This is a genomic window from Pseudomonas sp. B33.4, from assembly GCF_034555375.1.
GTDB lineage: Bacteria > Pseudomonadota > Gammaproteobacteria > Pseudomonadales > Pseudomonadaceae > Aquipseudomonas.
The window spans coordinates 2,735,917-2,753,645 of sequence record NZ_CP140706.1 but is presented as its reverse complement, the minus strand read 5'-3'; the positions used below and the strand labels follow the sequence as shown (position 1 = coordinate 2,753,645).

General features: G+C 60.6%; 14 protein-coding genes. 12 read left to right on the top strand and 2 right to left on the bottom strand.

Going from position 1 to position 17,729, the window contains the following annotated elements; all coding sequences use genetic code 11:
* Window positions 1–86 precede the first annotated feature (86 nt).
* Window positions 87–398: a hypothetical protein gene (locus U6037_RS12180; protein WP_322846919.1), complete on the top strand. Its 312-nt coding sequence runs from the start codon at window positions 87–89 to the stop codon at window positions 396–398.
* A gap of 100 nt (window positions 399–498) precedes the next feature.
* Here the strand turns inward: U6037_RS12180 and U6037_RS12175 are convergent, their stop codons facing one another.
* Window positions 499–939 (bottom strand): carboxymuconolactone decarboxylase family protein, encoded by a 441-nt coding sequence (locus tag U6037_RS12175; protein ID WP_322846918.1) that lies wholly within the window; start codon window positions 937–939, stop codon window positions 499–501.
* A 312-nt stretch (window positions 940–1,251) separates the two neighbouring features.
* Between U6037_RS12175 and U6037_RS12170 the strand changes: the two genes are divergently transcribed.
* The 4 genes from U6037_RS12170 (at window position 1,252) to U6037_RS12155 (ending at window position 4,675) form a co-directional block, all read left to right on the top strand.
* Window positions 1,252–2,685 (top strand): PLP-dependent aminotransferase family protein, encoded by a 1,434-nt coding sequence (locus U6037_RS12170; protein WP_322846917.1) that lies wholly within the window; start codon window positions 1,252–1,254, stop codon window positions 2,683–2,685.
* A gap of 123 nt (window positions 2,686–2,808) precedes the next feature.
* Window positions 2,809–3,102 carry a putative quinol monooxygenase gene (locus U6037_RS12165; protein WP_016984406.1) on the top strand — a complete coding sequence of 98 codons (294 nt, stop codon included), beginning with the start codon at window positions 2,809–2,811 and terminating at the stop codon, window positions 3,100–3,102.
* 237 nt (window positions 3,103–3,339) lie between these two features.
* Window positions 3,340–3,744: a cupin domain-containing protein gene (locus U6037_RS12160; RefSeq protein WP_322846916.1), complete on the top strand. Its 405-nt coding sequence runs from the start codon at window positions 3,340–3,342 to the stop codon at window positions 3,742–3,744.
* 217 nt (window positions 3,745–3,961) lie between these two features.
* Window positions 3,962–4,675, top strand: a complete 714-nt coding sequence (locus U6037_RS12155; protein ID WP_322846915.1) for an ATPase — start codon at window positions 3,962–3,964, stop codon at window positions 4,673–4,675.
* A 165-nt stretch (window positions 4,676–4,840) separates the two neighbouring features.
* On the opposite strand, the gene U6037_RS12150 is transcribed toward U6037_RS12155, so the two are convergent.
* A complete protein-coding gene (locus tag U6037_RS12150; RefSeq protein WP_322846914.1) occupies window positions 4,841–9,736 on the bottom strand; it encodes an NAD-glutamate dehydrogenase in 4,896 nt (1,631 codons plus the stop codon).
* Window positions 9,737–10,240: 504 nt separating this feature from the next.
* Between U6037_RS12150 and U6037_RS12145 the strand changes: the two genes are divergently transcribed.
* The 7 genes from U6037_RS12145 (at window position 10,241) to U6037_RS12115 (ending at window position 17,709) form a co-directional block, all read left to right on the top strand.
* Window positions 10,241–10,594: a hypothetical protein gene (locus tag U6037_RS12145; protein ID WP_034155616.1), complete on the top strand. Its 354-nt coding sequence runs from the start codon at window positions 10,241–10,243 to the stop codon at window positions 10,592–10,594.
* Between the two features lie 269 nt (window positions 10,595–10,863).
* Window positions 10,864–11,823: an AAA family ATPase gene (locus U6037_RS12140; protein WP_007913915.1), complete on the top strand. Its 960-nt coding sequence runs from the start codon at window positions 10,864–10,866 to the stop codon at window positions 11,821–11,823.
* A gap of 5 nt (window positions 11,824–11,828) precedes the next feature.
* Window positions 11,829–12,773, top strand: coding sequence for a DUF58 domain-containing protein (locus U6037_RS12135; RefSeq protein WP_242206039.1), 945 nt, complete (start codon window positions 11,829–11,831; stop codon window positions 12,771–12,773).
* Window positions 12,770–13,267, top strand: a complete 498-nt coding sequence (locus U6037_RS12130) for a DUF4381 domain-containing protein (protein WP_034155614.1) — start codon at window positions 12,770–12,772, stop codon at window positions 13,265–13,267. The genes U6037_RS12135 and U6037_RS12130 overlap by 4 nt, the downstream gene beginning before the upstream one ends.
* Window positions 13,260–14,339 carry a VWA domain-containing protein gene (locus U6037_RS12125; RefSeq protein WP_322846913.1) on the top strand — a complete coding sequence of 360 codons (1,080 nt, stop codon included), beginning with the start codon at window positions 13,260–13,262 and terminating at the stop codon, window positions 14,337–14,339. The genes U6037_RS12130 and U6037_RS12125 overlap by 8 nt, the downstream gene beginning before the upstream one ends.
* The gene (locus tag U6037_RS12120) at window positions 14,336–16,075 is read left to right on the top strand and encodes a tetratricopeptide repeat protein (RefSeq protein ID WP_322846912.1); all 1,740 of its coding nucleotides are present in this window, start codon (window positions 14,336–14,338) and stop codon (window positions 16,073–16,075) included. Before U6037_RS12125 ends, U6037_RS12120 begins: the two co-directional genes overlap by 4 nt.
* Window positions 16,072–17,709 carry a BatD family protein gene (locus U6037_RS12115; RefSeq protein ID WP_322846911.1) on the top strand — a complete coding sequence of 546 codons (1,638 nt, stop codon included), beginning with the start codon at window positions 16,072–16,074 and terminating at the stop codon, window positions 17,707–17,709. Before U6037_RS12120 ends, U6037_RS12115 begins: the two co-directional genes overlap by 4 nt.
* Window positions 17,710–17,729 lie beyond the last annotated feature (20 nt).

Here is a 17,729-nt window from a genome sequence, read left to right as displayed (position 1 = left end):
GCAAAAAAACCATCACGGGAATTGCGCACGGCTTGCACTAGACTCAAGCCATAGCGCGGCCCCATCGGGTCGGCCAGGAGGCGAGCATGAATACACTGTGGCGATTGAGCCTTGGCGGGCTGTTGTTGATGACGCTGTCGAGCGCTTATGCCGAACAGCCGTTGGGCTGTGTGGAAGTGACGGTCGGCGGCTACAAGGCGCCGAATTACGACTGTTTGAGCCAGCAGATGGGCAACAACCCGGAAGGCGCGGCGGCGGAGAAGAATCAGGAGGCGCTGAATGTGCCGGTGAATAAGCGGCCGCCGAATCAAATTGGGCTGGCGACACCGGCGGCGACCAGTACGCGGATGGGCAATACCTTTGGCACCTCAGTGAAACCACAACGGCCGGCGAATTAAGGCAACGTCAAAATCAAAAGATCGCAGCCTTCGGCAGCTCCTACATGGGATTTCGATCGTTTCCCTGTAGGAGCTGCCGAAGGCTGCGATCTTTTGATCTTCAATCGCTAGGCGTTTGGCGGAAGCTTACCGCGAGGCGATTCCAGCTGTTGATGGTGGTGACGGCCATGGTCAGATCGACCAGTTCCCCTTCGCTGAATTGCTCGCGCGCTTGCTGATACACCTCATCAGGCACGCGGCTTTCCGCCAACAACGTCACCGCCTCCGCCCAGGCCAACGCGGCACGCTCGCGCGGGTTGAAGAAGTTGCTGTCGCGCCACACCGCAATCGCATACAAACGCCGATCACTCTCCCCGGCCCTCCGCGCATCCACCGAGTGCATATCGGTGCAGAAAGCACAGCCATTAAGCTGCGAGGCACGGATCCTGATCAGTTGCAGTATCGGCTGTTCGACGCTGAGGTTGGCGGTCAGCGCCTCCATGGCAATCATCGCTTTCATCGCCTTGGGCGAAGCGTTGTAGTAATCCAGGCGCGGGGACATGGGCTAGTCTCGGTAGACGGAATAATGACTTCACCGTAAACGCCGACAGCGATGCATGACAGCCCCAATTCCACGGAAAAGCGCTACACCACTGAATCCCCGCCAAACAAAAATCCCTGTAGGAGTGAGCCTGCTCGCGATAGCGGTGTGTCAGGCAACAGTGATGTCGGATGTGCCACCGTGATCGCGAGCAGGCTCACTCCTACAGGGGATCTAGGCCAATTTCGGGTTTTTCGGGTAGGCAACTATTGCCAATCAAACAACAGCGGTAATCTGGCGGGCACGCCAAACAGTCTCGGGAGCCTCGTCGGTATGGAACTTCACGTCGTGATCAACGGCCGCAAGGATCTTGCCGGTCAGTTGTATCAGCAGTTGCGCGGCGCCATTGAATCCGGGCGTCTGGCCGCTGGCACGCAATTGCCGCCCAGCCGTCTGCTCGCCGAGCAACTGGGCATTTCGCGCAAGACCATTTCCGACACCTACGCGCAATTGACCTACGAAAACTTCCTCACCGGGGTGATCGGCAAAGGCACTTACGTCAACGCGCGCCCGGCGCAGATCCAGCGCAAGCAAAGTCACACCGAACTGGCCAGTGCCGAAGTGATCGAGAGCTGGCGCACTCTGCCGGTGTTTTTGCGCCACCCGACTCTGGAAGGCTCGCTGCGCTACGACTTCATCGGCGGCGCCACCAGCAAGGGCCAGTTTCCGCAGGATGACTGGCGCCGCTGCGTCGCCCATGCAATGCGCCAGATGGGTCAGTCCAAGGGTTTCTACAGTGTCGCCGAGGGCCTGCCGGCGCTGCGCAATGCGATCGCCCGGCACATCGCGTTTTCCCGTGGGATCAACTGTCAGGACGAAGACATCGTGGTGTGCAACGGCGCGCAACAGGCGCTGGACCTGATCACCCGTGTGTTGATCCGCCCGGGCAGTCGGGTGGCGATGGAAGATCCTGGTTATCCGCCGGCACGTCTGCTGTTCGGCACGCATGGCGCCGAGGTGGTCGGAGTGCCGGTGGACGCTGAAGGGATTGTCGTCGAGCAGATTCCCGATGGCACGCGGATGATTTATGTAACGCCATCGCACCAGTTTCCGCTGGGCATGCCGATGAGTCAGGCGCGCCGTGAAGCCTTGCTGGCCCGTGCCCATGAGCTGGGCGCGATCATCATCGAGGACGACTATGACAGCGAGTTTCGCTACGAAGGTCGGCCGACCGATTCGCTGTTCAACCTCGACCAGCGCGGCATCGTCGCTTACGTCGGCACGTTCTCGAAAACCCTGCTGCCGGAGTTGCGCCTGGGTTATGCGATCCTGCCGCCGGCGATTCTCGAAGCGGTGATCCGCGCCAAGCAGCTCACCGATCTGCACGCCTCGACATTGCCGCAATGGGCATTGGCCAAGTTCATCGCCGAGGGCTGTCTGCTCAAGCATATCCGCCGCTGTCACGCCATTTATGCTCAGCGCCGCGAGCGGATTCTGGCGCGCATGGCGGATGACTTGTCGCCATGGCTTGAGGCGGTACCGGCGAGCGCCGGGTTCCACATGGCGGTGTTCTGCAAGGTGCCGATCGACCTGCCGTTGGTGATCGAACTGGCGAAAAAGGTCGAAGTCGGGCTGTACTCGATCAACGGTTTCTATCATCAGCAACCGGCGAAAAACGGTCTGTACTTCGGCTTCGGCGCCATCGAAACGCTAGACATCGATATCGCTCTGGATCGCCTGCGTGACATCCTCGAACAGATGTCATGAGCCTTTGGTATAACGCATTTACTGCCGATTGGTTATTGGTGATTCACGACGGCAGGCCTATCCTGCACAGGCGTTATCCCTCAATGAGCAGGATTCGTCCGGCCTGATTCAGGAGTGTGAGCAATGTCCAACGAAGTGATCAATACGGTCCAGGTGCAGGCTGCTGCCGGCCGCTCGGATGAACTAGGCAGGCAACTGCAGAAGATCGTCGAAACCCTGCGCGAAACGCCGGGCTGCGATTCCTATCTGGTCGACCGCTGCCCCGAGGACAGCCACCGCTGGACGGTCAGTGCCCGCTGGCAGTCGGAAGCGGCGATGCAGGCGCATTTCAACCGGCCCGAGGCCCAGGGGTTTATTGACCTGATCGATAGCCGATTGGCCAATAGCGTCGACTTCAATAGCTTTCCCATCGTCTGATCTGACGCCTTCGCGAGCAGGCTCGCTCCCACAGGGTTATTTGTTGTTCACAAAATAGGTGAGCAACCGCAGAACCTGTGGGAGCGAGCCTGCTCGCGAAAGCGTATTCAGCCGCACCGATAACCTTCCTGCCTCCCTCGCCAATTGGTCACCCAATCTTCCCGAATATTGGCCGTTTGAATGCGCCACCCTGCGGACTACTGTGATTGCACCCCCAATCATCACAGGTAACCCGCCATGAAAGCCCTGCCCTTCTTCGCTGCCGCCCTCGCTCTGAGCCTCTGCACCTCGGCCGTCTTCGCCCACGACCCGTCGGAAAAAGTCACCGTGCTGCAAGACCAGATGCTGACAAACGCCCCCGGCAAAAAAGCCATGATGATCGAGGTGGACTACAAACCCGGTCAGTCCTCCATCGCCCACAAACACGACGGCACCGCGATGGCTTACGTACTCGAAGGCGAAGTCATTTCTCAGGTGAAAGGTGAACAGGCGATCACTTACAAAAAGGGCCAGTTCTGGTACGAACCCGCTGGCTCCGAACATTTGGTCTCGAAAAACGCCAGCAAAATCAAACCGGCCAAGTTGCTGGTATTCATGGTGCTGGCCCCGGATGAGCAAGTATTGATCCCGCTGAAAAACTGATGGCTGTTTAACCAGCCATAAATAAACGGGCGCAAATCGACGATTGGCGCCTGTTTATTTCTCTGCGCAATTAGCTGCTATGGGTTAAAGCGAATCAAACTATTATTCGGCTTTTATTACAGCAAATTGTCAGCTTGGCGGGTTTAGTCTGAATTAACTGTCGTCACCGACGGCATTTCAAACTTTCCGACTGTTGTTGTTTCACGGGAGAAACACCATGAAACTTGCGTTCACCAGTGTACTGGCGATATCGGTTTTAGCTCTGTCAGCCTGTTCGGTACCCACTGCGCCCCAAGCCGTTTCTTCACTCGACACCCTGCTCCCCCATCCCACCGGCCGCAGCAGCGCCACCCAGGTGAAAAGCGGTCCCGGTGTGTCGCTCGGCGTGGTCTACAGCCCGAGCACTCAGACTAATCGCGAATACCTGCGCGACTATCAGGCCAACGCCGGCACCGGTTTCGGCCAGAGCCTGCTGGTGCAGCCGATCCATGACGCCTACGTCGCCAGCTCGAAACCGGACATGGCTGTGGAATGGGTTAACGCATCCTTGCAACGCCAGTTCGGCTCGGTGACGGTGTATCCAGACATGCAGAGCCTGCGTTCGGCCAGACCGGATGTAGTCGCAATCGTCGACACCCACAGCCAGTTGATCACCTCGCGCAGTTCCGACATCAAGGCCGATGTCAGTGCCGATTTCTATGATGCGCGGTTGAACTACATTGGTACGGCGAAAGGTTCGGATGCACGGGAATTGACGCCGGTGTGGGCGGACTTCAAGCGGTCGGAAGAGATAGTTGCCGATATTAATCAGCAGCAGGATGTGCAGGTTAGGGCGCTGCAGAAGTTTGACCAGTCGCTCAACAATTTAGTCGCCAGACCTTCGGATAAAGTGTCGATGCTGGATAGTAAACAAGGTCAGAAGTTGTATTGATATAAAGAACGCCATCGCGAGCAGGCTCACTCCTACAGTTGGAATGCGTTCCCCCTGTAGGAGTGAGCCTGCTCGCGATGGCGCCAGACCAGACAACACAGAACCCTCAGACATAAACAAGCCCCGGCATCTCACGACACCGGGGCTTTTTCATTCCACCACTACTTACGCCAATTCAAGCTCGGCATTCGCAGCCACAGCAGGCACGACCGCCTGTCCACTCAACGCCAAATCCAGCAGTTCACGGTTGGCCACCGCATACATGGCGTAGTCCGTGCCGCTTGCCGCGCGGATTTCCACCAGCATGGCGCGCCAGCGCGAGATCATGCTTTCGTGCTGTTCCATCCACAGCGCCAGACGTGCTTCCACATCCAGCGTGCCGTCGCCCTGTTGCAGGACGGAGATGGTGATCGCACGTTGTTGCCAGTCGACATCGTCACGGAACGCTTCACGGGCCAAGGCTTGCCAGTTGTTTTCAACCGGTAGCGCGCTGATCTGTTGCAGGTACCAAGTGATGTCGAGCGCACTGCCCACGGCGAAGTAGGCTTTCGCCACTTCAGCAGGGTTCTGGCCAGTCACGTCGGAGGCTTCGATGATCGGCAGCAGGGTGTACAGGTGCGAGGTGCCCGCAACCATACGCGCCAGCAATTCCGGCACACCGGCTTCGACGTAAGCCTGATAGCGCGCCTGCCAGTTTTCACGGATTTCGCCGCTCAGCAGTTCGTCGAGCTTCAGACCCAGCTCTTTCAGGTGTGGACCGAAGTGCGCGGTATCACGGGCAGCGTTCTGCTCGTTGCGGCGGGCACGCAGGAACCAGCGTGTAGCGCGACGGCCGAGACGCATCAGCTCGTCCATCAGCTCCAGCTGAACGTCAGCAGAAACCTGATAATCCAGCGCTTCGATCTGACGGAACCAGTGCGGGAGGTGGAAGATGTCGCGCACGATCACGTAAGCGCCAGCGACGTTCGCCGGGCTCATGCCGGTCGACTCTTTGAGTCGTTGAACGAAGGTGATGCCCATGTGGTTGACCAGGTCGTTGGCGATCTGGGTGCTGACGATCTCGCGCTTCAGGCGGTGACGACGCATGGCTTCGGAGAACTTGCTGACCAGAGACGGCGGGAACGCCGTTTCCATGTCGCGGGTCAGGTAATCGTCGTCCGGCACCAAGGAGCCCAACAGCTGCTCTTTTAGGTCGATTTTGCTGTAGGAAATCAGAACCGACAGCTCAGGACGGGTCAGACCGTGGCCTTCGGCAATGCGCTCGGCCAGTTGCTCTTCGGTCGGCAGGAACTCAATGGCACGGTCCAGCTTGCCACGGCCTTCCAGATCACCCATCAGACGCTTGTACTCAGCGATGCGCGCATAGGCACGACGCGCCGCCAGCGACAGGGCCTGAGTCTGCTTGTAGTTGTTGCCCAGCACCAGATTGCCGACTTCGTCGGTCATGCTCGCCAGCAACTGGTTGCGTTGCTTGTCGGTCATGTCACCGGCCTGAACCACTTCGTTCAGAAGGATCTTGATGTTCACTTCGTGGTCGGAGCAGTCCACGCCACCGGCGTTGTCGATGAAGTCGGTGTTGGAGCCGCCGCCATTCAGACCAAATTCCACGCGACCCAGTTGGGTCATGCCGAGGTTACCGCCCTCGCCCACGACTTTGCAGCGCAGTTCGTTACCGTTGACGCGCAGTGCATCGTTGGCCTTGTCGCCGACATCGGCGTGGCTTTCGGTGCTGGCCTTGACGTAAGTACCGATACCGCCGTTCCACAGCAGATCCACCGGCGCCTTGAGCAAGGCGTTCAGCAGTTCGGTCGGGGTCAGCTTGTCAGCCTTGATGTCGAAGCGTTCCTGCATCTGCGGGGAGATTGCGATGCTCTTCGCGCTGCGCGAGAAGATACCGCCACCTTCGGACATGATGCTGGTGTCGTAGTCGGTCCAGGCCGAACGCGGCAGGTCGAACATGCGCTGACGCTCGACGAAGCTGGTCGCCGGGTTCGGGTTCGGATCGATGAAAATGTGCATGTGGTTGAAGGCAGCGACCAGTTGCAGCTTGTCGGACATCAACAGGCCGTTACCGAACACGTCACCGGCCATGTCGCCGACGCCGACCACAGTGATGCTGTCTTCCTGAACATTGATGCCGCGCTCACGGAAGTGACGTTGTACGCCAACCCACGCGCCTTTGGCGGTAATGCCCATTTTCTTGTGGTCGTAACCAGCCGAACCACCGGACGCAAACGCGTCACCCAGCCAGAAGCCGTAGTCGATGGCGATGCCGTTGGCGATGTCGGAGAAGGTTGCAGTGCCCTTGTCCGCTGCCACTACCAGGTACGGGTCGTCATCGTCGTGGCGAACCACGTTCAATGGTGGCACCAGTGCGCCGTCCTTCAGGTTGTCGGTGATGTCCAACAGGCCGGAAATGAAGATGCGGTAGCAGGCGATGCCCTCGGCCGCGATCTCGTCACGGCTGCCGCCCAGTGGCAGGCGACGCGGCAGGAAGCCGCCCTTCGCGCCGACTGGCACGATGACCGAGTTCTTCACTTGCTGGGCTTTTACCAGGCCGAGGACTTCAGTACGGAAGTCTTCTTCACGGTCGGACCAGCGCAGACCACCACGAGCGACGTTACCGAAGCGCAGGTGCACGCCTTCAACGCGTGGCGAGTAAACGAAGATTTCGAACTTCGGCACCGGCTTCGGCAGTTCAGGGATCGCGTGCGGGTTGAACTTGAAGCTGAAGTACGACTTGTTCTGGCCGTTGGCATCAGTCTGATAGAAGTTGGTCCGCAGAGTCGCTTTGATCAGGTCGAGGTAACGACGCAGGATGCGGTCTTCGTTGAGCACCTGGACGTCGTCCAGTGCGGTCAGAATCGCTTGTTCCAGACGCAGTTGCTTGTCTTCCAGATCGTCGTCGCTGAGTTTGCGCGCCAGATAGAAGCGGGTCTTGAACAACCGGGTCAGCTCGCGAGCGATATCGGTGTGGTTGTTCAGGGTGCTGGCGATGTAACCCAGATCGAAGCCCAGACGAATCTGCTTCAAGTAACGCGCGTAAGCACGCAGCAGCGCCACGTCGCGCCATGGCAGGCCGGCGGTCAGTACCAGACGGTTGAACGCATCGTTTTCGGCGTCGCCGCGAACGATGTGGACAAAGGCGTCCTGCAAGGTGTCGTTGAGTTGCTGGATGTCGAGATCCAGGCCTTCAGCGGCAGTGAACGCGAAGTCGTGAATCCAGAACTCGCGGCCATTGGTGTGACGCAGGCGGTACGGGAATTCACCGAGTACACGCAGACCGAGGTTTTCCAGGATCGGCAAGACGTCGGACAGCGCCAGCGGGGTGTCGGCGTGGTACAGCTTGCAATGCAGCTCGCGCTGGCCGGAGACCTGACCGAGCGGCTGATAGAAGCTCATCACCAGCGGATTTTTTTCGTTGAGGCTCAGCAGGTGCTGCATGTCGACCACGGCCGAATGCGCAGCGAAACGCTCGCGGTAACCCGCCGGGAAGCCTTTCGGGAAATCGGCCAGCACATTGGTGCCGTGGGCTTCGCCGAAGCTTTCGACGGTCAGTGCGGCGTAATCGTCCTGCCAGCTGCGGCAGGCTTGCACGACTTCTTTTTCCAGCAGCACCGGGTCGATGTCGAGACGGTTTTTCGGGTCGACACGCAGGATCAACTGCACGCGCGCCAGTACCGACTCGGAGAAGAACGTCCAGAATTCGCAATCGGACGCCTTCAGGCGCTCCATCAGCACTTGCTGGATCTTCTGGCGAACTTCGGTGGAGTAGATGTCGCGCGGCACGTAGGCCAGGCAGTAGCAGAAACGACCGTACGGGTCTTTGCGCAGGAACACGCGAATCTTGTTGCGCTCCTGGATCTGCACGATCGACATCACCGTGGTGAACAGTTCGTCGACCGGGGTCTGGAACAGGTCATCACGCGGCAATACTTCGAGGACCTGAGCCAGTTCCTTGCCCAGGTGAGCCTTGGACTGGAAGCCGGAGCGGCGTTCGATTTCCTCGACCTTGCGACGGATGAACGGGATGACCCGCACGCTCTCGCCATACACCGAGGAGGTGTACAGGCCCATGAAGCGGTGTTCCTTGATGACTTTGCCGTCGGCGTCGATTTCACGGATCGAAACGTAATCCGGGTAAGCCGGACGGTGAACACGGCTTGGATGCGCAGCCTTGGCGAACGACAGCAGGGTCGGTTCGCGCAGATAGCTCACGGCGTAGTCTTCGATGCGCAGGTCTTCGTAGGTCAGACCGGTGCGCAGCAGTTTGGTCAGGCCGAGGAAGGAGTTCTGGTCGTACTCGATGTGGCCGCCATCGGCCTGATCGGTGACCACGAATTCTTCGTAGCCGAGGAAGGTGAAATGGTTGCCCACCAGCCATTCCAGGAAGCTTTTGATCTCGTTCTTCTCGTCGGTATCGACGGCGAAGGCGCTGTTGTCGAGCTGGGTGAGGATGTCCTGCACCTTGGCTTTCATCGGCTCAAAATCGGCGACCGCGACGCGGACTTCACCGAGAACCTGTTCCAGCTCTTTGCTCAGCACATTCAGTTCGGCCGCGTTGGCGCAGCGGTCAATTTCCAGGTACATCAGCGATTCGTGCAGAACGCCTTCGCCGGTGCTGCCCTTCGGCAGGATTTCCAGCAACTCGCCCTTGCTGCCACGACGCACGCTGAGCACGGTGGTTTGCAGGGTGTGGATGCTGTAGCCGCGACGGTTCAGCTCGGTACGAACCGAGTCGACGAGGAATGGCAGGTCGTGGTGCAGCACTTCGACCGCGGTGTGGGTCGACTGCCAGCCATGACGCTCGTAATCAGGGTTGTAGACGCGCACTTGCGGTTGCGCGTGATCGAAGCGCTCAAGCAGGCGCCACGCAGAAAGAGTACAGCCAGCGAGGTCGGAGAGGCGACGTTGAGTCAGCTCGTCCAGGGAAATGATGCCGAAGAATTGTTCAGCGAACAGCGCCACTTGTGGCAGTGCCTGTTCACTGATGTGCTGCGCCAGTGCCGCTTGCAGTTGGTGCTGGAAGTCGGCTTTGCTGGCTGCGGTGAAGAACGCCATCTGTGGTACTCCGCTTAAGCTTGTTATTGATGGAAAGCGTCGCGTGCAACACCCCTTTCGGGGCTTGTGTCGCCCTGTTCCTGATTCTCGGGCAGAGGAAACAGGGGGACAGGTGGATGAAGCTGGACGGGACACTCAGGTCACATTCACCTTCCATAGAATGAGCATCTGCAAAAGCGACTGTCAGCACGGCCGACAATGCCTTTACGGGTGCTCATCCGTTGCGCAGCTTAAAGGGTGCGACAATGTGTCTGCTTGCGGTGCTGCGACATATTCGGTCATTGGCACGTAAACCGAGGGTTTGGCACCGGTAAACACTAGCACTCGTGGCGGAAAACGCTGGTCTGAATGCCCGTTTTTACGGTACATGCGTACCATAAATGACCATTGACCCACGTCGCGTTCACGACACATCCTCTGACACTCTCACATGCAGAAATTCCCGAGGACTGGCAGAATCGCGCCCATTAGCGACCGACACGCCCCTCGAGGCAGGAATTGACCATGCAAATGACCACCGCCCTACTGATCGTCAACCCATGCGATGACGAAGAAGACAACATGGCCATGCTCTGCTGCCACAGCGACAAGGGAGACATGTTTCTGATGAGCCGCTATCCGGATGAGGACGAGCTGGAGATCACGCTGGATGGCGAGCCCTCGACGCTCGACGGGGTGAAAGTCACGCTGACTTCGAATCTGCTGAAGATCGAGATCGCGGCGGCGGATGCCGATGCGCTGAATGGGGATGATGTGCTGGAGATCAGCTTTAACCCGGATATGGTGGATATGGATGAGGTTGTCGAGACCTTGACGAACATCCTTGATGGGACTGGCACCTTCATTAACGAAGCTTGATGGTGTCCGGACTGGCCCTATCGCGAGCAGGCTCACTCCTACAGGTCGGTGTACGACGATCCATTGTAGGAGTGAGCCTGCTCGCGATAGGGCCAGCACAGGCAACCAATCACTCCCCCGCTACAAAAATCCAACAAATCCCCCAGTCATTTCCCGCACTTTGCGCAAAATGCCGTTAGTCGCCACCCCCCGCGATGGATTAAAGTAACGCCCCCAGCCCCGGCGTTATCCGAACGCCGGTGGCCACCCCTTTCCAGGAACAGTCACCGATGGAACATCGTGAAGCGCTACTGGCGCTGCGAACCTTTCTTTCAACGCAGATTCTCGGCCAGGAAAAACTCATCGAGCGTTTGCTCATCGCCCTGCTCGCCGATGGCCACATGCTGGTCGAGGGCGCTCCGGGTCTGGCCAAGACCAAAGCGATCAAAGAACTCGCCGAGGGCATCGAAGCCCAGTTCCATCGCATCCAGTTCACCCCGGACTTGCTGCCGGCCGACATCACCGGCACCGAGATCTACCGCCCGGAAACAGGCAGTTTCGTGTTCCAACAGGGGCCGATCTTCCACAACCTGGTGCTGGCCGACGAAATCAACCGCGCCCCGGCCAAGGTGCAATCGGCGCTGCTCGAAGCCATGGCCGAGCGTCAGGTCAGTGTCGGCCGCAGCACCTATGAGTTGTCGCCGCTGTTTCTGGTGATGGCCACGCAGAACCCGATCGAGCAGGAAGGCACTTACCCGCTGCCGGAAGCGCAGCTCGACCGTTTCCTGATGCACGTGAAAATCGGTTTCCCGGACGCTGCCGTCGAACGCCGCATTCTGCAGCAGGCCCGTGGCGAAGCGCTGAACGGCGAAACCAAACCGGAACGCCGCGTCAGCCAGCAGGCGATTTTCGCTGCGCGCAAGGAAATCCTCGGTCTGTACATGGCCGACGCGGTGGAGGAATACCTGGTGCAACTGGTCATGGCCACGCGCAACCCGGCCAAGTTCGACCCGGAAATGGCCGAGTGGATCGCCTACGGTGCGAGCCCGCGTGGCTCGATCGCCCTCGACCGTTGCGCACGTGCCCACGCCTGGCTGGCCGGTCGCGACTTTGTCAGCCCCGAAGACATCCAGGCGGTGCTGTTCGACGTGTTGCGTCATCGCATCATTCTGTCGTTTGAAGCCGAAGCCGCCGGCATCGATCAGGATCGGGTGGTGCAGCGGATTCTCGACGTCGTAGCCGTCGCTTGACCCCCATGAACGCCCCCCAGCCTTCCGAACCCGGTATTCGCGTCAGCCTCGCCGAGCTGATCGAGATGCGCCACCGCGTGCGTGAAGTGCAGCTGTTTTCCACGCCGAGTCAGCGCAGCCCGCTGATCGGCCTGCATCACTCGAAATTCCGTGGCCGTGGCGTCGACTTCGATCAGGTGCGGGTCTATCAGGCCGGCGACGACGTGCGCACTATCGACTGGCGCGTGACGGCGCGCACGCAAGAGCCGCACACCAAGCTGTTCCATGAAGAACGCGAGCGGCCAATTTTCATCATGGTCGAGCAAAGCACGCGGCTGTTTTTCGGCTCCGGGTTGATGTTCAAATCAGTCCTCGCGGCGCAAGTCGCGGCATTGATCGGCTGGGCCGCGCTCGGGCACAACGATCGCGTTGGCGGGCTGGTCTTCGGTGACAATGAGCATTACGAAATCAAGCCACGGCGCAGCAAACAGAGCCTGCTGCAATTGCTCAATCGTCTGGTCAAGGTCAATCAGTCGCTGCACAGCGAGCGTGAGCCGGATCGCGATGCGTTTGGCGTGGCCCTGCGCCGTGCCCGCGAAGTGCTGCGCCCGGGCAGTCTGGTGATTGTGATCTGCGACGAGCGCGCGTTGTCTGACAGTGCCGAACAGCAACTGAGCCTGCTCTCACGTCATTGCGATCTGTTGATGCTGCCGCTGTCCGACCCACTCGATCACGCCCTCCCCGCCGCCGGGCTGTTGCGCTTCGCCCAACGCGGTGCACAACTGGAACTTGACACGTTGAATTTCGAGCTGCGCCAGACCTATCGCGCCCAGGCCGAAGCACGCATCGCCCGCTGGGAATTACTCGCGCAAAAGCTGCGGGTATTGCTGATGCCGCTGAGTACGCAAAGTGAAATGGTCGAGCAGATGCGCGAATTCCTCAATCCGCAGCGTCCGGGCAAAAGTCGATGAACGGCCTCGAACAATTGCAACCGCTGATCTCTCCGCCACCGATTGCCTTCTGGCCACCGGCGCCGGGCTGGTGGCTGCTGCTTCTGTTGCTGCCGCTGCTGGGGTTTGCCGTGTGGCGCCTGCGCCGTTTCATTCCGCTGAAGAAACGCCCGATCGTCCGTGCCGAGCAGCCGCTCGACCCGGTGCGCATCGCCGCCCTCGCTGAGCTGGCACAAATGCCCAAACCCTACGACGGCGCCCCGGCCGGTGCGTGGTTGCAACAACTCAACGGGCTGCTCAAGCGTTTGTGCCGCAACCACTATCCCTACAGCCAGAGCCACACCCTCAACGGCCGAAAATGGCTGGCCTTTCTCGACAACCGTTGCCCGGCGGCGGGCCTCACCCGTTGGATGGTGCTGGTCGAAGGTGCCTATAAACCGGAATGCAAACTCGATGACAAAGCCATTGCCGGCCTGACCCAAGCGGTCGATACATGGATTCGCAAACATGTTTGAGTTCGCCTGGCCGTGGATCTTCGCGCTGGTGCCGCTGCCGTGGCTGATGCGTCTGGTGCTGCCAGTGGCCGACAGCGGCGAGCCAGCGCTGAAAGTCAGTTTCCTCGCCGACCTCGAGGGTCTCGCCCGCCGTCGCGCTCGGGCTAATCTGCCCGCGTGGCGGCAACAGGCACCGTTCATGCTGCTCTGGCTGTTGCTGCTGACAGCCGCCGCCCGTCCGCAATGGCTTGGCGAGCCGTTGCCGATTGCCGCCAGTGGTCGCGATCTGCTGGTAGCGGTGGATGTGTCCGGTTCGATGGACTTCCCCGACATGCAGTGGCAGGACGAAGAAGTCAGTCGCCTGTCGCTGGTTCAGCATCTGCTCGGCGACTTCCTCGAAAGCCGCGAGGGTGATCGTGTCGGCCTGATCCTGTTTGGCAGTCAGGCCTATCTGCAAGCGCCGCTGACCTTTGATCGCCGCACCGTGCGCGTCTGGCTCGACGAATCGCGCATCGGCATCGCCGGCAAAAACACCGCCATCGGTGACGCCATCGGTCTGGGCCTGAAACGCCTGCGCCTGCGTCCGGCGCAAAGTCGTGTACTGATTCTGGTCACTGATGGCGCCAACAACGGTGGCGAAATCGATCCGCTGACTGCGGCAAAACTGGCTGCCCGCGAAGGGGTAAAAATCTATCCGATCGGCATCGGCGCCAATCCTGAAGACAGCGGTTCGACCGGTTTGCTCGGAGTCAATCCAAGCCTGGACCTCGACGAGCCAGCGCTCAAAGCCATCGCCGAAGTCACCGGCGGACAATATTTCCGTGCCCACGACGGCAAAGAACTGCAAGCGATCAAAGACACCCTCGACCAGCTCGAACCGGTCACCCAGCAACCGACTCAGGCGCGTCCGGCACAGGCCTTGTATCACTGGCCTTTGGCGTTGGCGCTGTGGTTGAGTCTGTTACTGGTTACCCGTGAATTGTGGCCGGACAACCCGTTGCAACGCCTGTTTACCAAGGAGCTGTACCTGCAAAGTCCGCTGCCTGACTGGCGTGAGCGCCTCAAGCGCCTGCGTTTGCGGAGGCGCCGATGATCGCGCTCTGGCCGCACTGGTTCCGTCCGTGGTGGTTGCTGTTGCTGCCGCTGCTGGGCTGGCTGATCTGGCAACTCTGGCATCGGCAAAAACGCGCCGGGCGCTGGCAGATGATTTTGCCACCGGCGTTTCATGCCACGCTGCTCAGTGGCGGCAATGGTCGCGACAGCAAACTGCCGTGGGTCGCCCTTGGCGTGGCGTGGTTGCTGACCATTCTGGCGCTGCTCGGGCCAAGCTGGGAGCGCGTCGAACAGACCAGCCAGAAACCGGCCGATCCCTTGGTGGTGGTGCTGGAGCTGACCCCGGAAATGCTCGCCACCGACTCGCCACCGACGCGACTGGAACAGGCGCGGCGCAAGCTCTTTGATCTGCTGCAGGCGCGCAGCGATGCGCAGACCGCCATCGTCGTTTACGCCGGCAGCGCGCACACGCTGGTGCCGCTGTCGGATGACCTGGCCACCAGCCGCAATCTGCTCGATGCGCTCAAGCCTTCGTTGATGCCGGAAAGCGGCCATCGCGCCGATCTCGCCGTGGGTAAAGCACTGGCCCTGCTGAAACAGGGCGCGCTCGGTCAGGGGCGGATTCTGTTGATCGGCTCGTCGCTTGATGAACAGGAACGCCAAGGCATTCGCCGCGCGCTGAGTGAGCAATCGACGCAACTGTTGATGCTCGGCGTCGGCACCGCCGAAGGTGCGCCGATTGCTCAGGAGGACGGCAGTTTCCTCAAGGACGAGCAAGGCGCAATTCGCGTGCCGCAACTCGACAGTCCGGGCCTGAGCGCATTCCTCAACAGCGTCGGTGGTGAATACCACCCTGCCCGCCTCGACGAGGCTGATCTCGGCGCGCTCGGCCTGCTCAACGGTCCGCGCAGCCTGCGCGACGACGGCCAGACCGTGCGCCTCGATACCTGGGCCGATCAGGGTTACTGGCTGCTGTTGCCGCTGTTGCTGCTCGCGGCGTGTGCCGGGCGTCGCGGCTGGTTGTTCTGCCTGCCTTTGCTGTTTTGCCTGCCACAGCCGAGCTACGCTTTTGACTTTGAGGATTTGTGGCTGCGCCCCGATCAACAGGGCCTGCACTTGCTCAAACAAAAACGCCCGGCTGAAGCCGCGCAGCATTTTGACGATCACCAGTGGCAAGGGGTGGCGTTGTACGAGGCCGGCGACTACAGTGGCGCCGCCCAGCGTTTCGCCGAAGGCAGCGATGCCCGCGCCCACTACAATCGTGGCAACGCGCTGGCGAAAAGCGGCGAGCTGGAAGCGGCGATCGACGCCTATGAGCAAGCGCTGGAACAGCAACCGGATTTACGTCCGGCGCAGACCAACAAGACGCTGGTGGAAAATCTGCTCAAGCAGAAAAATACGCCGCCGCCCGCCGAACCGGACACCAAACCGAGCGAGCAGCAAAGTCTGCCGGGCGACGAACCAGCGCCCGCGACCACGCCGCCGCCCGCCGTGAACAGTGAAACCCAGAGCCCGTCGCAGCCTGTCGAACCGGCCAGCGAACCGCCACCGACTACACCGCCGCAGCCAGGCCCCAACGAAGTGCCGGGCAGCGACGAGGAAGAACAAACGGACACCGTGCCGACGCTGCGCCCGAGTGAAGACAACCTCGAAGGCGAGCAGCGTCAGGCACTGGAACAATGGTTGGGCAAGATCCCGGATGATCCGGGCGAACTGCTGCGACGCAAATTCTGGTACGAACAGCAACAACATCAGGATCAGGAAAACACTCGATGACCCGCTTCACCGCTCTCTTGCTGCCCCTGCTGCTCTGCACGGCCACCGCCCAGGCGGCCGAGCTGACGGCCAGCGTGGATCGCAGTCGCCTGAACTCCGGCGAGACGGTCGAACTCACCCTCGAAACCAGCGACGTCACCCAGTTCGGCAAACCCGACCTTACCGCACTGGAAGCGTTGTTCGAAGTGCGCGGCACGCGGCAGGTCAACCAGCTCAACACCCTCAATGGCGACAACCGCGCGACCACGCGCTGGATCATCACCCTGCTGCCCAAAGAGAACGGCAGCGTGGTGATCCCGCCGCTGCAACTGGGCGACGCGCAGAGCCAGCCGATCACCGTGCAAGTGGTCGAAAGCGACACCCGCGAAAACAAGAACAGCCTTGATCCGGTGTTCATCGAGGCCAGCCTCGACCAGTCGAGCGTCTACGTGCAGGCGCAGGTGATCCTGACGTTGCGCATCTACCATTCGGTGTCGCTGTACGACGACAGCAGCCTGACGCCCCTGCAAATTGCCGATGCGCGCATCGAGCAGCTCGGCGACACGCGCACCTACGAAAAAGACCTCAACGGTGTGCGCCATGGCGTGATCGAAATGCGCTACGCAATCTACCCGCAGCACAGCGGTTTGCTGACCATTACGCCGCAGACCTTCAGCGCAACACTGGTCGATACGCAGCCGTCTCAGGACGCCAATGCGCAGGGGCCGAAACCGGGCAAACTGATGCGCGTGAGTTCGTCCGAAATCCCGCTGACGGTCAAACCCAAACCCCTGACCTACCCGGTCGACGCGCCCTGGCTGCCCGCGCGCAGCCTGAGCCTGAGCGAAAGCTGGAACCCGGAACCGGAACACAGTCAGGTCGGCGACTCCCTGACCCGCAGCCTGACGCTTAAAGTCGAAGGCCTGGCCGCCTCGCAACTGCCGGCGCTGCCCGCTACCGACGTCAACGGCCTGCGCCGCTACCCCGATCAACCGGTGCTGAGCAACCAGAGCACTGACCGGGGCATTGTCGGCAGCCGCGAAGAACGCGAAGCGCTGGTGCCAAGTCGCAGCGGCGCCATCGACTTGCCGACGGTAGACGTGGTCTGGTGGAACACCTTCGAAGATCACCTTGAACACAGCAGCCTGCCGGCGCGCACCCTGCAAGTGGCCACCAACCCGAGCCTGCAAGTCGACACCCCGACCGGCAACCTGCAGCCGAGCATCGTCGATAACGATGTGTTGTGGTGGTGGAAACTCAGCACCCTGATCCTCGCCTGCACCACCCTGCTCGGCTTCGGCCTGTGGTGGCGCGCACGCTGGCAACCGGCGGTGCATCGCGCCGCCCAAACCGGCCCGAGCCCGCGCACGTTGATGGATGACATCAAGCGGGCGAGTCAGGCGAATGATCCGCAGGCCACGCGGCAGGCACTGGATGCGTGGGCGCGGCAGCAGCCGGAGACGCTGGCGGACATGGCGGCGCGGTTTGTGCCGTTGTCGGATGCGCTGGATGGGCTCAATGGTGCGTTGTACAGCGAGACGGGGCAGCATTGGCAGGGTGAGGATTTGTGGCGGGCGATCCGCACTATACCGGCGGCGGAACGGGTGCAGGATCCGGTGGGTGACAGTGGGTTGCCGCCGCTTTATCCGAAGTGAACGCACGATCCCTTAACGAA

What these genes read in the sequence shown, in the direction of transcription:
- U6037_RS12140 (WP_007913915.1), top strand. Translation starts at nt 10,864, where the DNA reads ATGGAACATCGTGAAGCGCTACTGGCGCTGCGAACCTTTCTTTCAACG.
- U6037_RS12155 (WP_322846915.1), top strand. Translation starts at nt 3,962, where the DNA reads ATGAAACTTGCGTTCACCAGTGTACTGGCGATATCGGTTTTAGCTCTG.
- U6037_RS12170 (WP_322846917.1), top strand. Translation starts at nt 1,252, where the DNA reads ATGGAACTTCACGTCGTGATCAACGGCCGCAAGGATCTTGCCGGTCAG.
- U6037_RS12165 (WP_016984406.1), top strand. Translation starts at nt 2,809, where the DNA reads ATGTCCAACGAAGTGATCAATACGGTCCAGGTGCAGGCTGCTGCCGGC.
- U6037_RS12130 (WP_034155614.1), top strand. Translation starts at nt 12,770, where the DNA reads ATGAACGGCCTCGAACAATTGCAACCGCTGATCTCTCCGCCACCGATT.
- U6037_RS12115 (WP_322846911.1), top strand. Translation starts at nt 16,072, where the DNA reads ATGACCCGCTTCACCGCTCTCTTGCTGCCCCTGCTGCTCTGCACGGCC.
- U6037_RS12160 (WP_322846916.1), top strand. Translation starts at nt 3,340, where the DNA reads ATGAAAGCCCTGCCCTTCTTCGCTGCCGCCCTCGCTCTGAGCCTCTGC.
- U6037_RS12145 (WP_034155616.1), top strand. Translation starts at nt 10,241, where the DNA reads ATGCAAATGACCACCGCCCTACTGATCGTCAACCCATGCGATGACGAA.
- U6037_RS12125 (WP_322846913.1), top strand. Translation starts at nt 13,260, where the DNA reads ATGTTTGAGTTCGCCTGGCCGTGGATCTTCGCGCTGGTGCCGCTGCCG.
- U6037_RS12120 (WP_322846912.1), top strand. Translation starts at nt 14,336, where the DNA reads ATGATCGCGCTCTGGCCGCACTGGTTCCGTCCGTGGTGGTTGCTGTTG.
- U6037_RS12180 (WP_322846919.1), top strand. Translation starts at nt 87, where the DNA reads ATGAATACACTGTGGCGATTGAGCCTTGGCGGGCTGTTGTTGATGACG.
- U6037_RS12150 (WP_322846914.1), bottom strand. Translation starts at nt 9,736, where the DNA reads ATGGCGTTCTTCACCGCAGCCAGCAAAGCCGACTTCCAGCACCAACTG.
- U6037_RS12135 (WP_242206039.1), top strand. Translation starts at nt 11,829, where the DNA reads ATGAACGCCCCCCAGCCTTCCGAACCCGGTATTCGCGTCAGCCTCGCC.
- U6037_RS12175 (WP_322846918.1), bottom strand. Translation starts at nt 939, where the DNA reads ATGTCCCCGCGCCTGGATTACTACAACGCTTCGCCCAAGGCGATGAAA.